This window comes from Thiomicrolovo sp. ZZH C-3 (genome assembly GCF_054862725.1).
In genome coordinates this window covers 221416-234102 of the sequence record NZ_JBTKXX010000002.1, presented here as the reverse complement: position 1 = coordinate 234102, position 12687 = coordinate 221416, and the positions used below count along the sequence as shown (strand labels likewise).

Sequence of the window (12687 nt, the reverse complement as noted above, 5' to 3'; positions counted from 1 at the left end):
ATGTACCGTCGTCTCCTCAAGCCGCTGCTTGACAGGATCGGGGCAGCGGCACTGTTGCTGCTGTTTTCGCCATTGATGGCCGTTGCTTTGGCGGCGGTGTATATTTCGCTCGGACGCCCGCTTTTTTTTACCCAGCGCCGTCCCGGGCTCGGCGGAAGGCTTTTCACGATCTACAAGCTTCGGACGATGGATGAGCGGCGTGACGCGGGGGGGGACCTCCTGTCTGACGACCAGCGGCTTCGCGGTGCGGGAAGGGTGATCCGGTCGCTGAGTCTGGACGAACTGCCGCAGCTCTACAACGTCTTACGGGGGGAGATGAGTTTCATCGGCCCCCGCCCGTTGCTCGAGGAGTATCTTCCGCTGTATAATGAGGTGCAGAAGCGCCGGCATGACGTCAAACCCGGGATAACGGGCTGGGCCCAGGTCAACGGGCGCAATGCGATCAGCTGGGAACAGAAGTTCGCCTACGACGTCTGGTATGTCGATCATCTGTCATGGCGGCTGGACCTCAGGATCGCACTCCTGACGATCAAAAAAGTGTTTGTCCGCGAAGGCATCAATGCCGAGGGACATGTGACGGTGGAGAAGTTCAATGGAAACAATTAAACGTATCGGCATCTACGGGGTCGGGGGACATGGCCGGGTCGTGGCCCAGATCGCACGGGCATGCGGCTACAGCGATATCCTGTGGATCGATGATGCGGTGAAAGAGGGCGCATGCGATTTTGAGACGTTCAAAACGACATATGCGGACATCCCTGTCGCTCTCGGTGTCGGAAGCAATACGGCACGCCAGCACGTTTTCGAAAAGTTGGCGACCATCGGGGCGGAGCCTTTGACGCTTATCCACCCCTCCGCCGTCATCGCAGCGGATGCGGCTGTCGGATGCGGCAGCGTGATTATGCCGCTGGCCGTTGTCAACACCGGTGCAACGATCGGGGAGGGGGTCATCGTCAATTCCGGTGCCGTCGTCGAGCACGACTGCCATGTCGGAGCCTTTGCACACCTGAGTCCGAAGGTTGCGCTGGCAGGTGCGGTGCGCGTCGGCCTACGGACGCACGTGGGGATCGGAAGCAGCGTCGTGCAGGGCGTGAGCATCGGCGCTGATGCCGTGATTGCCGCGGGGTCGGTCGTCATCGCCCCGCTCCCGGACGGTGTGATGGCCGCCGGCGTCCCCGCCGTGATCAAAAAGGAGCTGAGACAATGAACGGACGCCTTTTCCTCTCCCCACCGCATATGACCGGCAATGAGCAGCGCTACATCGCCGAAGTGTTCGAGAGCAACTACATCGCGCCGCTCGGGCCGATGGTGACGCGTTTCGAGCAGGCGATATGCGACTACACGCAGGCACCCTATGCGCTCGGGACGTCCAGCGGGACGGCCGCGCTGCATCTGGCGCTGCGTGTCAGCGGTATCGGGGAGGGTGACATTGTGCTCGCATCGTCGTTTACCTTTATCGGCTCCGTTGCCGCCATTCTTTACCAGAATGCTACGCCCTGTTTCATCGATGCGGATACGGCAAGCTGGAACCTCTCGCCCGAACTGCTCGAGAGCGCGATTGCGCGTTCCCCGAAACCGCCGAAGGCCCTCATTGTCACTCACCTCTACGGCCAGTGCGCGGAGATGCGGCGGATTATGGAAATCTGCCGGCGGCACGGTATTGTGGTGATCGAGGATGCGGCCGAAAGCCTCGGGGCGACCCTGGACGGCATCCATACGGGGACCTGGGGCGACTTCGGCGTCTACTCCTTCAACGGGAACAAGATCCTCTCCACCTCCGGCGGGGGGATGCTCGTCGCCAAAAGCGAGGCGGCGATCAAAAAGGCGATGTTCTACGCGACGCAGGCGAAAGAGCCGGCATCCTGGTACGAGCACAAAGAGCTGGGGTACAACTACCGGATGAGCAACGTGCTCGCGGCTATTGGCGTGGCGCAGATGGAGGTGCTTGCCGAGCGCGTCGCACAGCGGCGCCGGATATTTGGCTGGTACCGAGAGGCGTTAGGGGAGATCGACGAGATCGCCTTTATGCCGGAACTCCCGGGAGCACACGGGAACCGCTGGCTGACGACGATCACCTTCAGTCGCACCGATCCCGAGCGGGTCCGTACGGCTCTGGAAGCCCAGGATATCGAAAGCCGGCCCCTCTGGAAACCGATGCATATGCAGCCCCTGTTTTCCGGGGCGGGAGCGGTGACGGACGGTGTCAGTGAACAGTTGTTCTTGCACGGTCTCTGTCTGCCCAGCGGTACCCAGATGAATAAAGAAGACGTTGTTAGGGTTTCAAATGCTATTCGGAAGGTACTTGCGTGAGCGGATTATTGCGACCTACGTCCGGTAAACGGATTGCTTTCTTTCTGTTACTGGATATGCTGCTCTCCCTGGCCACCCTGTACGGTGCCTATGCACTGCGTTTCAATTTTGACATTCCGCTGCGTTTCTTTTCATCTTTTGATACCGTCTATCTCTATCTGGTCGGCATCAAGATCGCCGCGTTTTTCTTTTTCAGGATCTACTTCATCGTCTGGCGTTTTGTCGGCTTCGCGGAGGCGAAGAATATTGTCAAAGCCCATGTGGCTGCCTATTCGGTTTTTACGGCTGTTTATTTGCTGTTCCCGGGCGTCTTCGATCCGTTCCCCCGCAGTGTCATCGTCATTGACCTTTTTCTCTCCCTCTTTGCTATCGGGGCACTGCGCATTTCAAAACGCTTGCTGACGGAGCAGGAGTACTCATCCCGTCAGCAGCCGGTGCTGCTGCTTGGCGTCAACCCCAAAACGGCCGCGATCATCAAGAGTGCGCAGGAGGGGGACATTCCCTATTACCCCTCTGCCGTCATCGTATTGTCCGAGGAGAACCGCAGTGCGGTGGGGACTTACATCAGCAATATCCGGGTGTACGGAGCAGAGACGCTGGAGACCCTGATCGATGAACGCGGGATCGCTGCGGCCATCGTGACGAGCAGCCTGGCCCAGTCCGAATTACAGGCGCTTTATCAGCGCCTGAGTGATGCAGGCGTGACGGAGGTGAAGCGTGTCCGGTTATTGGGGGGACAGTACGACAAACTCGAAGATCTCTCCATTGAAGACCTCCTTGCCCGCCACCCGAAGGACCTTGACAGAGAGGTTATCGCCTCTTTTGTGAAAGGCAAACGGGTGTTCATTACCGGGGCAGGGGGGAGTATCGGCAGTGAGATCGCCCGTCAGTGTCACCGGTTTGGCGCTGCCGCTCTGGCTCTGGTCGACCATAGTGAGTTCAATCTCTACAGTGTCGGTGAGGAGATCCCGGGGGCGGAGCTGGAGATGTTCAGTGTGACCGACCGGCCCATGTTGGATGAAAAGATGGTGGCTTTCAGGCCGGATATCGTCATCCATGCGGCGGCTTACAAGCATGTTCCCCTGTGCGAAGCCAACAAAGAGACGGCTGTCCGCAATAACGTACTGGGGACGAAGAACGTTATCGATGCGAGCATTGCTGCCGGCGTGGAGAAAGTGGTCATCGTCTCGACGGACAAGGCGGTCCGACCCACCAATGTGATGGGAGCGACCAAAAGAGTGACGGAGCTCTATGCGGGGAACGTCGAGAGCGGTGGCACGGAGATCGTCGCCGTACGCTTCGGTAATGTGTTGGGGTCCAGCGGCAGCGTTATCCCGAAGTTCAAGCGTCAGATAGAAGCGGGCGGGCCGGTGACGGTGACCGACCCGGAGATGACGCGTTACTTTATGCTGATTCCCGAGGCGTGCCAGCTGGTGCTGCAGGCGGCAGCCATCGCCAAGGGGGGTGAGCTCTTTATACTCGATATGGGTGAACCGGTAAAGATCATCGATCTGGCGCGCCAGATGATCCGGCTCTACGGGAAAGAGGATGAGGTCGGGATCGAGCTGTGCGGCCTGCGGCCGGGTGAGAAGCTCTACGAAGAGCTCCTCATCGACGACAGTGAGCGAAAAACACAGTACAGCTCTATCTTTATCGCGGGCAAGACGGATTACCCAATTGGGGAGCTGCAAGAGGATATCGCTGCGTTACTGACAGCGGATGATAAAGTCTCAGCGCTGAAAAAGATCGTTCCGGAGTTTGATCACAAGCCCTAAAGGGCAGTGCAAGCGAAGGACTAAATCCTGAGTCGCATAAGCCCTAAAGGGCAATACATGTGAGGAACTAAATTCCGAGTCGTACAAGCCTTAAAAGGCAGTGTAAGTGAAGACGTGCTCTTCTGGGGAACGGGACGTCAGTCCAGTTCCGTCTTCAGTACGGCGCCGTTGGAGGCGTTGGAGACCAGCAGGCTGTAGCGTTTGAGCCACTTGGAGTTGATGGCTTTCTTGTGCGGTTTGAAATGGAGGCGGCGGCGTTCGAGCTCTTCGCCGTCGACATTGAGCTGCAGCAGGTGCGTGTCAACGTCAAGCTCGATCTCGTCACCGTCCTCGATCAGGCCGATGAGGCCGCCCTCAGCCGCCTCGGGGCTGACGTGGCCGATGGAAGCACCGCGGGTTGCACCGGAGAAGCGGCCGTCGGTAATGAGGGCGACGCTTTCGCCCAGGCCCATTCCCATGATCAGCGAGGTCGGGGCCAGCATCTCCTGCATACCCGGTCCGCCTTTGGGACCTTCGTAGCGGATGACGACGACGTTACCCGGTTTGACCTTATGGCCGATGATACCGGCGATCGCCTCCTGCTGCGAATTGAAGCAGACGGCGGTCCCTTTGAACTGACGCATGCTCGGCGCGATACCCGCCGTTTTGACGACCGCACCCTCTTCGGCAAGGTTGCCGAAGAGAATGGAGAGGCCGCCGACCGGGGAGTAGGCGTTTTCGTTGGTGTGGATAACATTGGTATCCTTGATCGCCGCATCGGCGATGCGTTCGCCGATCGTCTCACCCGTGACCGTCGGGTTGTCCAGGTGCAGCAGTCCGCCGCGGCGGCTGACCTCTTTCATCACGGCGTTGACACCGCCGGCACGGCCGATGTCTTCCATGTGGACCGTTCCGAGGGAGGGGGAGATCTTCGCGATGTGCGAGACATTCTTGGCGATCTCGTTGATCTTGGTGATGTCGAAATCAACCTCTGCCTCTTTCGCGATGGCGAGCATGTGCAGGACCGTATTGCTTGAACCGCCCATTGCCATGTCGACGACGAAGGCGTTATGGACCGCTTTTTCGTTGAGGACATTGCGCATGTTGTACTTCGGATCATCCGCTTTGGCCATTTCGACGATGCGTTTGGCCGCTGTTTTGACCATCTCGATACGCTCCGGCGTCATTGCAAGGACCGTACCGTTGCCCGGCAGGGCGATACCCATCGCTTCGCAGAGGGTATTCATGGAGTTCGCGGTGAACATCCCCGAGCACGAACCGCCGGACGGGCAGGCTTCACACTCGATCTCGTAGAGCTCTTCGTCGCTCATATTCCCTTCGGCGTGCTGGCCGACGGCCTCAAAGGCCGTCGCGAGGTCGATCGGCGTTCCGTCTTTTTTGTGACCTGCTGCCATCGGGCCGCCGGAGACGAAAACGGTCGGGACGTTGACGCGCAGAGCGCCCATGATCATCCCCGGAACGATCTTGTCACAGTTGGGGATACAGATGAGCGCGTCGAGCTTATGGGCATTCATGACGGTTTCGATACTGTCGGCGATCAGTTCGCGGCTGGGCAGGGAGTAGAGCATCCCGTCGTGGCCCATGGCGATCCCGTCGTCGACACCGATCGTGTTGAACTCGAACGGGACGCCGCCCGCTTCACGGATCGCTTCTTTGACGATACGGCCGTACTCCTGCAAGAAGAAGTGGCCCGGAATGATGTCGATGTGGCTGTTGGCGACCCCGATGAAGGGTTTGTCGAAATCCTCGTCTTTGAGGCCGGTCGCTCTGAAAAGACTCCGGTGCGGGGTGCGGTCGAAGCCGCGTTTGACTGTATCGCTGCGCATAGGTCAGGTCCTTCTATATTTATATCAAATGCAAATTTTCGAGATTATAACGAAGTTTTCGCAAAAAACGGCGAAAAGCCCTTGACATCGGGAATGAATTTGCCTATAATTTCGGTCCACAACAACAGATGCGGGAATAGCTCAGTGGTAGAGCACAACCTTGCCAAGGTTGGGGTCGCGAGTTCGAACCTCGTTTCCCGCTCCATTTTTATTTTTAAACACCCCAACTGAAACTTCTTAGACTTCAACATAGAGGTTTGAGTTGGGGTTTTTTTTGGTGTCTTGAGCCCGGATGGCGAAATTGGTAGACGCAAGGGACTTAAAATCCCTCGATCATTGCGATCGTGCCGGTTCGATCCCGGCTCCGGGCACCACCGGTGGCGCCATAGCCAAGTGGTAAGGCATGGGTTTGCAAAACCTTGATCCCCGGTTCGAGTCCGGGTGGCGCCTCCACCAAACTCCGACTTTTATTTATGGACAGATGGCAGAGCTGGTTGAATGCACCGGTCTTGAAAACCGGCGAGGGTCATACCTCCCAGGGTTCGAATCCCTGTCTGTCCGCCACCCTTTTCCCTTTTAAATCATTCAGGCAGGTAATTGACATTTTCGAAATGTTATTGATTTAGCTGATTTATTCGCGAAAGTGTAACCCTCTCCCAACGATATCCCCCTAATCTGCAATTTACTTAGATTTTTTAATGTTATTAACTATTATGTTGTATTGTAATATAAGAATGTTTTGAGAATAGCCGGCTGCTCTATGAAGGTGTTTACCGGCCCTCATGTATAATCTGAGTAGATAGTTTTTATAAAAAGGGGTTCTGTGCGGCAGAATAGATTCCATCGGTTTGCGGGAAAGAGCGGCCTGCTCTTTCTCGGTCTGGCACTACTGTTTAATGCGTGCGGATCAGGTGGCGGTTCCTCGTCAACACCGGATGACCCGGTGGTTCCGACCGACCCAACGACGGTCGCAAACAGCATCGCCCTTGGCCCCATCAGCGGGGCAACGGTTACCGTATGGGATGTGGCGGGGCAGAACCTCTACCAGACGCAAACAACAACATTTAATGCTGCAACAGAGTTGATGGATGACAACCGGACGCTGGTACCGTACGTGGATCAGACGGTCGGAAAGTTCACAGTTGCGTCACTCGGGGGCTTGGCATCGACACGACTGGTACTGGTGAAAAGTGAAGGGGGTAAGGATATCGACCCTGACGACGACGGTCAATATGTTGAAGCCGAGGTCAAAGCTGTGCAGGGGAGCCTTTATGCTTATGTGACCGTGGCAGATCTGCTCAACAATGAGGTGAGGGTAAACGCTTTCACTACAATCGCTGCGGAGTGGATCCGGCGGGAGGGTCTGACGGACGAGACGGAGATCAAGTCGGTGCTCGCCCGCCTCTCCGGATTTCTTTTTGCGGCCCCGTCGACGGAACTCAGCACATTCAACCCTGCCAAGCTGACGGGCAGCACAATGGATGATCTGACACTCCTGTCTGATGCACAGTCTTATGTGAATGTCATGGCATCGACAACGATCCAGGAGCTTTTTGCGGGAACGACCCATCTTTTCCATGATACGGACAACGACGCTCTTTTTGATGATTTCGAGCTGCTCATTGGCAGTGATCCGACATCAAAGAACAGCGACGGAGATGCGCTCGGGGATTATGGCGAGTTTTTTGCCGGAACCGATCTGAACGTAAGCGATACATCGGTATATGAAGATATCCTATATCCCTATCAATGGCACCTTGAAAATACCGGTCAGGATGCCGGCAGTATTTATGGCGGCAGTGGTATACCGGGGAATGATATCAATGTCGCTCCGGTCTGGACATCTTACGCGGGCCGTCGGAATATTTATGTGGGGATTGTTGATACGGGAGTCCAGGCAATCCACCCCGATCTGGTGGCTAATCTGGACCTTTCAAAAAGTCACCGTTATTCCGATGGTTCCAGTGACCCCACACCTGATGCAGATCAGCTGGCATCGGACCCTTACGGCTCCAGCCATGGGACTGCATGTGCAGGGTTGGTCGCTGCGTCGGGCTGGAATGATGTCGGGGTACGGGGGGTGGCTCCCTTTGTGAAATTGGCGGGCTATAACGTGTTCTCGCTTCCGACGGATGCAAATTTTGCCGATGCGCTATCCAAGGAGATAGATATTTCCTCGAACAGCTGGGGGTATGGTTCGGAGTTCCTGGTCCCCGATCCGACGCTTGTTGCTTCAGCTCAGACAGTAACGGAAACAGCCCGGGATGGAAAAGGTACCGTCATTGTCTTTGCGGCGGGAAATGACCGCAACTACAACGGTTATAAAGATGAAAACAACAATACGCTTCATATCGGTAACGCCAACAATTCCGAGATATTGAATAACCCGTACGTTCTTACCGTGACTGCGATCAATGCGGATGGGCAATACTCCTCTTACGCCAATTATGGTGCCAATATTCTTGTGTCGGCACCCGGTGGGGAGTACGGTGTCAATGAACCCGCTATTGTGACGACGGATTATACGGGGCTGACCTACGGCATGGATTCGACGGGCTTTGCGGACAGCTATCGCGGCGGTTACCGTTTTGATGTCCCGGGCAATGAGAACGGAGACTATACCAACTATATGAACGGGACGTCGGCGGCAACACCAATCGTCAGCGGCATCATCGCGTTGATGCTCACGGCAAACCCTACGCTCACCTACCGTGATGTGGGTTATATCCTGGCGACGACGGCGAAGAAGATCGATCCGAGCGACGGTGACTGGATCAATAATGGCGCTGGTTATCCTGTGAATCATAATTATGGATTCGGACTGGTTGATACAGACAGCGCCGTTGCCGCAGCCGAAGGCTTTATCTCGCTGGGAGCGGAAACGGTGCTGCTCAAAAGGACGAATGACGCGGCCCAAGCTATCCCGGACAATAACACGGCGGGAGTGACCTCGACGATCAATGAGACCCAATCTTTGTCCGTGGAGCATGTTGACGTTTGGGTGACGATCTCGCATACCCGCCCGGGAGACCTCGATATCGTACTCGTATCGCCGCAGGGAACGGAGAGCCACCTGGCATACGGTGGTCAGTACTATCTCGAGGGGAGTTATTCCAACTGGCGATTTTCCACCGTCCGCTGTCTTGACGAGAATGCATCAGGAGCATGGACGCTGAAAGTAAAAGACCTCCGGACCGGCACGACCGGGACCCTCAACAGCTGGTCACTGCAGATCCGGGGGCATTAAGGGGTGCGTAAAATGATACGAATAATTGGACTTGTTTTATACCTATTGGCGGGAGCAGCTTTTGCCGTTGATGCCCCAATGATGACCAAACAGGTGCTTGAGACGAAAACATCCTCAATGGTTTTTTACCGCGCCGAGGATGAAATGGCCGTCATTCCCGCTGCAGGTGCATCGGCCAAGCGGGTCGTAGCAGCTGCCCCGGCCGACGTGGCGGCGAAGACGGCGGCTTTCGGCTCCGAATACCGGCGGGTGTTTTACACCTCTGAGCGCCGGAGCGAACGCAACCGCTTTATCGCGACGGGGAACTTCCTGGTCCGCCTGCAGCCGGATGTCAAGCCTGAAGCCTTTGCCACGGCACAGGGGTTGACCCTGAAGCAGACGGTGAACGTTTCGGCGGGTATCTACCTTTTCGCGCCCGCTGATGCCGGAGAAGTGATCGGACAGGTCAACCGCCTGAACACCCTTCCGGAGGTCGATTACGCCGAGCCGGAATGGATCAAACCGGTCCTGCTGCGGTGAGCACATTGTGCCCTGCTGGGCAGAGGCATTCTCTCTGGTATAACCTGCTATAATGCGCCCCATGTTTAAAAACTTCCGCAAATACCTCTATATGATCTGGCTCGGGAAGAAATTCATTCCCATTTTCCGCCATGTCTACCTGGACACACAGCTGGATGAACACGACCGTTACCATGCCCTTTCAAAAGAGCGCCAGAACTATTCGCTCAGCGTACTGGACTACCTTAACGTTGTTCCCGTGATGCATGGTGAGCTGCCCGAGGCAAACCGGGTGCTCTATATCGCCAACCACCGCAGCCTGCTTGATATCATCAGCATTGAATCACTTTTTTCGACGCAGCAGAAGGCGGGGATGTGGATCGCCAAGCAGACGTTGCTGGACAACAGGATCTACGGGAAGTTTTTCGAATACAGCGGCTGTATCGCGGTCGACCTCAAAGCGGGCAAGGGGATGCTCGCCTTCTTCAAGAAGATCAAGCATATTTTCCAGGTGGCGCCGGACCTCAACCTCTTTATGTTCCCCGAGGGGGAGCGTTTCGGCGGCGAGGGGGTTGGGCCGTTCCAGCCGGGCGCGGAGAAGATCGCCAAGGCGAACAAGATGCAGATCGTCCCGATCTATATCGACGACCAGCTCGAAAAGGTGTACCGGGCATCCCCGTTCAAACAGTCCTATGAAGTACACATCCACATCGGAGAACCGCTCGCTTTGGAAAACATAGAGGAGCAGTACCGCGCCTTTATGGAGACTGCTCAAAAAGCCTAGCAGGAAAGCTGCTTACATAAACTTTTAAACCTTTCCATTTATTTACGTTTCCCTGTGTTAGAATGAACCCCACTGGAAAATATGGCAGGGGGCAGTGATGAAAATGCTAATGGTGATGCTGGTGGCATTGCAGCTTTGGGCAGGTGAAGCGTTCCCGACGCTTTTTGCACAGATGGGGGATCCGCTTTATCGTTTTGCAGCCGGTGTCGGGACTATGGCAAGTGATGCGAAACTCGGCGACAGCGTGAATGCATACGTACGTCAGGCGGCATCTGTCAAAGAAACGGGACTGGAGGCTCAGTCGTCCGGGCAAGTACCGGCAAGAAACGCTTACCTCAAGGAGCTTCGTCAACTCCAGAAGTCACATGACCGCTTGATGATTGCAGTCAAACGGGAACTGCTTTCCGCGATGAAGGCCGGGAACGAAAAGCGTGTCGTGCAGATCGTATCGACGGAACCTTCAGTCGTACGGGATGACCCCGGTCTGCGGGAAAAGGTTGTGGCTTTCAGTAAAGCGAAAAAGCTAGGAGGGCAATCGGCCTTTTTGGACGCGCTGGTACGCGACAGCAAGGCGGAGGTCCGCTACGCGCAAAATGCTTGGGAGGCGCAGACGGGGGGAGGCGTTTACCACCCGCAAGGCAGACATCCGACGGTGACGGTACTGGGGACACCGACATGCCCGTACTGCATCAAAACACGTCGTTTCCTTCGGGAGCGGGGGATCCCGTTCCGGGATTACAATGTAAGGACCTCCGAGACAGGCAAGCGGCTTTTCAAAGAGCACGGGGGTACGGGAGTGCCACTGGTGCTTATCGGTGATGTGACGATCACCGGCCATAACCCGGCGGCGATCCTCCGGGCATACGGAAAGTAGGGCGGCTAAAACAGCGTAGGCTGCAGGGCCTTTAGGCGGAAGCTGCGGCGGTGGACGGCACTGTAGCCGTGGGTTTTGATCGCTTCGATATGCGCCGCTGAACCGTACCCTTTGTGTTTTTCAAAACCGTACTGTGGGTAGGTTGAGGCCAGGGCGACCATCTCCCGGTCCCGGGTGACCTTGGCGAGGATAGAGGCCGCGCTCACTTCGGGGACGTCGGCATCGGCCTTCACCTGCGTCCGCAGCCCCGTGACCCCGAAGGTCGAATTGCCGTCGAAGAGGTAGTCGGCCTCCCCCAGAACCGCCATGATCTCCTTGAGCCCTTTTGAGAGGCAGACCGAGATACCGTCATCGTCGATCTGCTGCGCGGAAAAACGGACGATGTGGTAGACGGCGTTTGCCGTTATGTTTTCATAGAGCGCTTCGCGCTTTTTCTCCGTCAGTTTTTTCGAATCGTTCAGGCCGACCAGCGGCGCGTGCAAAATAACGCCCGCCATGACGAGCGGACCGGCGATGGGGCCCCGCCCCGCTTCGTCGATCCCGCAAAGAGGTAGTACTGTTTCCATTCGGATATTTTAGGGTGTTCCGGCCCAAATATAGCTATAATCGGTAAAACGAGGGGAGGGAAAGCGCGATGCGGTTACTGTTGGTCTGGCTGTCGGCGGCGCTCCTGCTGTTTGGTTCGGAGGCGTCCGACATTGTTAAAAAGGTCGAGGACAACCTTCGGGGCAAAGACGTCTACATGAAGCTGGAGATGGTCATCACCTCGGTGCGGCACAAGCGTACGGTGCGGATCGAGAGCTGGGCCGAAGGGAAGACGAAGAGCTTTATGAAGATCCTCTACCCGCCTAAGGACCGCGGCATTACCTTTTTGAAACTCGACAAGCAGCTGTGGCAGTACGTGCCGAAGATCGAACGCATCGTCAAGATCCCGCCGTCGATGATGCTGCAGAGCTGGATGGGGAGCGATTTCACCAACGACGACATGGTCAAGGAGAGCTCGATGGTCGATGACTATGATGCGGAGATTCTCGAAAAAACGGCGGAGACGGTGACGATCGCTTTCACTCCGAAACCCGATGCGGCCGTCGTGTGGGGACGGATCGTCTCGAAGATCGACCGGCGGACCTACACCCAGATCCACGATGTCTTTTACGACGATTTCGGCAGCAAGGTACGTGAAATGTTCTACAGCGACGTTAAAACCTTCGGCAGTCACCATCTCCCGACGGTGATGCGGATCAAGCCGCTGGAGAAGGGCAAGGAGAAAAACGAGACGCTGGTGCTTCTCTCCGACGTCGTCTACGACCGGGGCGTGAGCGGCAGCTACTTCACCAAGCAGGCGCTCAAACGCTATTCGCGCTAGGGGCTCG

General features: G+C 56.4%; 11 protein-coding genes and 4 tRNA genes. 13 read left to right on the top strand and 2 right to left on the bottom strand.

The features are described 5' to 3' along the window. The 4 genes from ACXWTF_RS09610 to ACXWTF_RS09595 are packed head-to-tail and all read left to right on the top strand — an operon-like array spanning nucleotide 1 to nucleotide 4085. Nucleotides 1–606: a sugar transferase gene (locus ACXWTF_RS09610; RefSeq protein ID WP_461714777.1), complete on the top strand. Its 606-nt coding sequence runs from the start codon at nucleotides 1–3 to the stop codon at nucleotides 604–606. Next, complete coding sequence (locus ACXWTF_RS09605; protein WP_461714776.1) at nucleotides 593–1207, top strand: acetyltransferase; 615 nt, start codon at nucleotides 593–595, stop codon at nucleotides 1205–1207. The genes ACXWTF_RS09610 and ACXWTF_RS09605 overlap by 14 nt, the downstream gene beginning before the upstream one ends. After that, on the top strand, nucleotides 1204–2310 hold the full coding sequence (locus ACXWTF_RS09600; RefSeq protein WP_461714775.1) for an aminotransferase class V-fold PLP-dependent enzyme: 1107 nt from the start codon (nucleotides 1204–1206) through the stop codon (nucleotides 2308–2310). The genes ACXWTF_RS09605 and ACXWTF_RS09600 overlap by 4 nt, the downstream gene beginning before the upstream one ends. Further along, complete coding sequence (locus tag ACXWTF_RS09595; RefSeq protein ID WP_461714774.1) at nucleotides 2307–4085, top strand: UDP-N-acetylglucosamine 4,6-dehydratase family protein; 1779 nt, start codon at nucleotides 2307–2309, stop codon at nucleotides 4083–4085. The genes ACXWTF_RS09600 and ACXWTF_RS09595 overlap by 4 nt, the downstream gene beginning before the upstream one ends. Before the next feature lie 137 nt (nucleotides 4086–4222). On the opposite strand, the gene ilvD is transcribed toward ACXWTF_RS09595, so the two are convergent. Further along, on the bottom strand, nucleotides 4223–5911 hold the full coding sequence (ilvD, locus tag ACXWTF_RS09590; RefSeq protein WP_461714773.1) for a dihydroxy-acid dehydratase: 1689 nt from the start codon (nucleotides 5909–5911) through the stop codon (nucleotides 4223–4225). Nucleotides 5912–6041: 130 nt separating this feature from the next. On the opposite strand from ilvD, the gene ACXWTF_RS09585 reads away from it, so the two are divergent. The 8 genes from ACXWTF_RS09585 (at nucleotide 6042) to ACXWTF_RS09550 (ending at nucleotide 11314) form a co-directional block, all read left to right on the top strand. Next, a tRNA-Gly gene (locus ACXWTF_RS09585) sits at nucleotides 6042–6116 on the top strand. A gap of 81 nt (nucleotides 6117–6197) precedes the next feature. Continuing rightward, nucleotides 6198–6285, top strand: a tRNA-Leu gene (locus ACXWTF_RS09580). 5 nt (nucleotides 6286–6290) lie between these two features. Continuing rightward, nucleotides 6291–6364: transfer RNA gene (locus tag ACXWTF_RS09575), tRNA-Cys, on the top strand. A 22-nt stretch (nucleotides 6365–6386) separates the two neighbouring features. Beyond that, nucleotides 6387–6475 (top strand) — tRNA-Ser (locus ACXWTF_RS09570). A 259-nt stretch (nucleotides 6476–6734) separates the two neighbouring features. After that, complete coding sequence (locus ACXWTF_RS09565) at nucleotides 6735–9158, top strand: S8 family peptidase (protein WP_461714772.1); 2424 nt, start codon at nucleotides 6735–6737, stop codon at nucleotides 9156–9158. A 78-nt stretch (nucleotides 9159–9236) separates the two neighbouring features. Further along, nucleotides 9237–9677 (top strand): hypothetical protein, encoded by a 441-nt coding sequence (locus ACXWTF_RS09560; protein WP_461714771.1) that lies wholly within the window; start codon nucleotides 9237–9239, stop codon nucleotides 9675–9677. A 61-nt stretch (nucleotides 9678–9738) separates the two neighbouring features. Next, nucleotides 9739–10440, top strand: a complete 702-nt coding sequence (locus ACXWTF_RS09555; protein WP_461714770.1) for a lysophospholipid acyltransferase family protein — start codon at nucleotides 9739–9741, stop codon at nucleotides 10438–10440. Nucleotides 10441–10537: 97 nt separating this feature from the next. Then, on the top strand, nucleotides 10538–11314 hold the full coding sequence (locus ACXWTF_RS09550) for a glutaredoxin family protein (protein ID WP_461714769.1): 777 nt from the start codon (nucleotides 10538–10540) through the stop codon (nucleotides 11312–11314). Between the two features lie 5 nt (nucleotides 11315–11319). Here the strand turns inward: ACXWTF_RS09550 and ACXWTF_RS09545 are convergent, their stop codons facing one another. Next, nucleotides 11320–11880, bottom strand: coding sequence for a ribonuclease HII (locus tag ACXWTF_RS09545; RefSeq protein WP_461714768.1), 561 nt, complete (start codon nucleotides 11878–11880; stop codon nucleotides 11320–11322). Between the two features lie 68 nt (nucleotides 11881–11948). Here ACXWTF_RS09545 and ACXWTF_RS09540 point away from each other — a divergent pair, with 68 nt between their 5' ends. Further along, on the top strand, nucleotides 11949–12680 hold the full coding sequence (locus ACXWTF_RS09540) for an outer membrane lipoprotein-sorting protein (protein WP_461714767.1): 732 nt from the start codon (nucleotides 11949–11951) through the stop codon (nucleotides 12678–12680). Nucleotides 12681–12687 lie beyond the last annotated feature (7 nt).

What these genes read in the sequence shown, in the direction of transcription:
- ACXWTF_RS09610 (WP_461714777.1), top strand. Translation starts at nt 1, where the DNA reads ATGTACCGTCGTCTCCTCAAGCCGCTGCTTGACAGGATCGGGGCAGCG.
- ACXWTF_RS09605 (WP_461714776.1), top strand. Translation starts at nt 593, where the DNA reads ATGGAAACAATTAAACGTATCGGCATCTACGGGGTCGGGGGACATGGC.
- ACXWTF_RS09600 (WP_461714775.1), top strand. Translation starts at nt 1,204, where the DNA reads ATGAACGGACGCCTTTTCCTCTCCCCACCGCATATGACCGGCAATGAG.
- ilvD (WP_461714773.1), bottom strand. Translation starts at nt 5,911, where the DNA reads ATGCGCAGCGATACAGTCAAACGCGGCTTCGACCGCACCCCGCACCGG.
- ACXWTF_RS09560 (WP_461714771.1), top strand. Translation starts at nt 9,237, where the DNA reads ATGATGACCAAACAGGTGCTTGAGACGAAAACATCCTCAATGGTTTTT.
- ACXWTF_RS09555 (WP_461714770.1), top strand. Translation starts at nt 9,739, where the DNA reads ATGTTTAAAAACTTCCGCAAATACCTCTATATGATCTGGCTCGGGAAG.
- ACXWTF_RS09550 (WP_461714769.1), top strand. Translation starts at nt 10,538, where the DNA reads ATGAAAATGCTAATGGTGATGCTGGTGGCATTGCAGCTTTGGGCAGGT.
- ACXWTF_RS09545 (WP_461714768.1), bottom strand. Translation starts at nt 11,880, where the DNA reads ATGGAAACAGTACTACCTCTTTGCGGGATCGACGAAGCGGGGCGGGGC.
- ACXWTF_RS09540 (WP_461714767.1), top strand. Translation starts at nt 11,949, where the DNA reads ATGCGGTTACTGTTGGTCTGGCTGTCGGCGGCGCTCCTGCTGTTTGGT.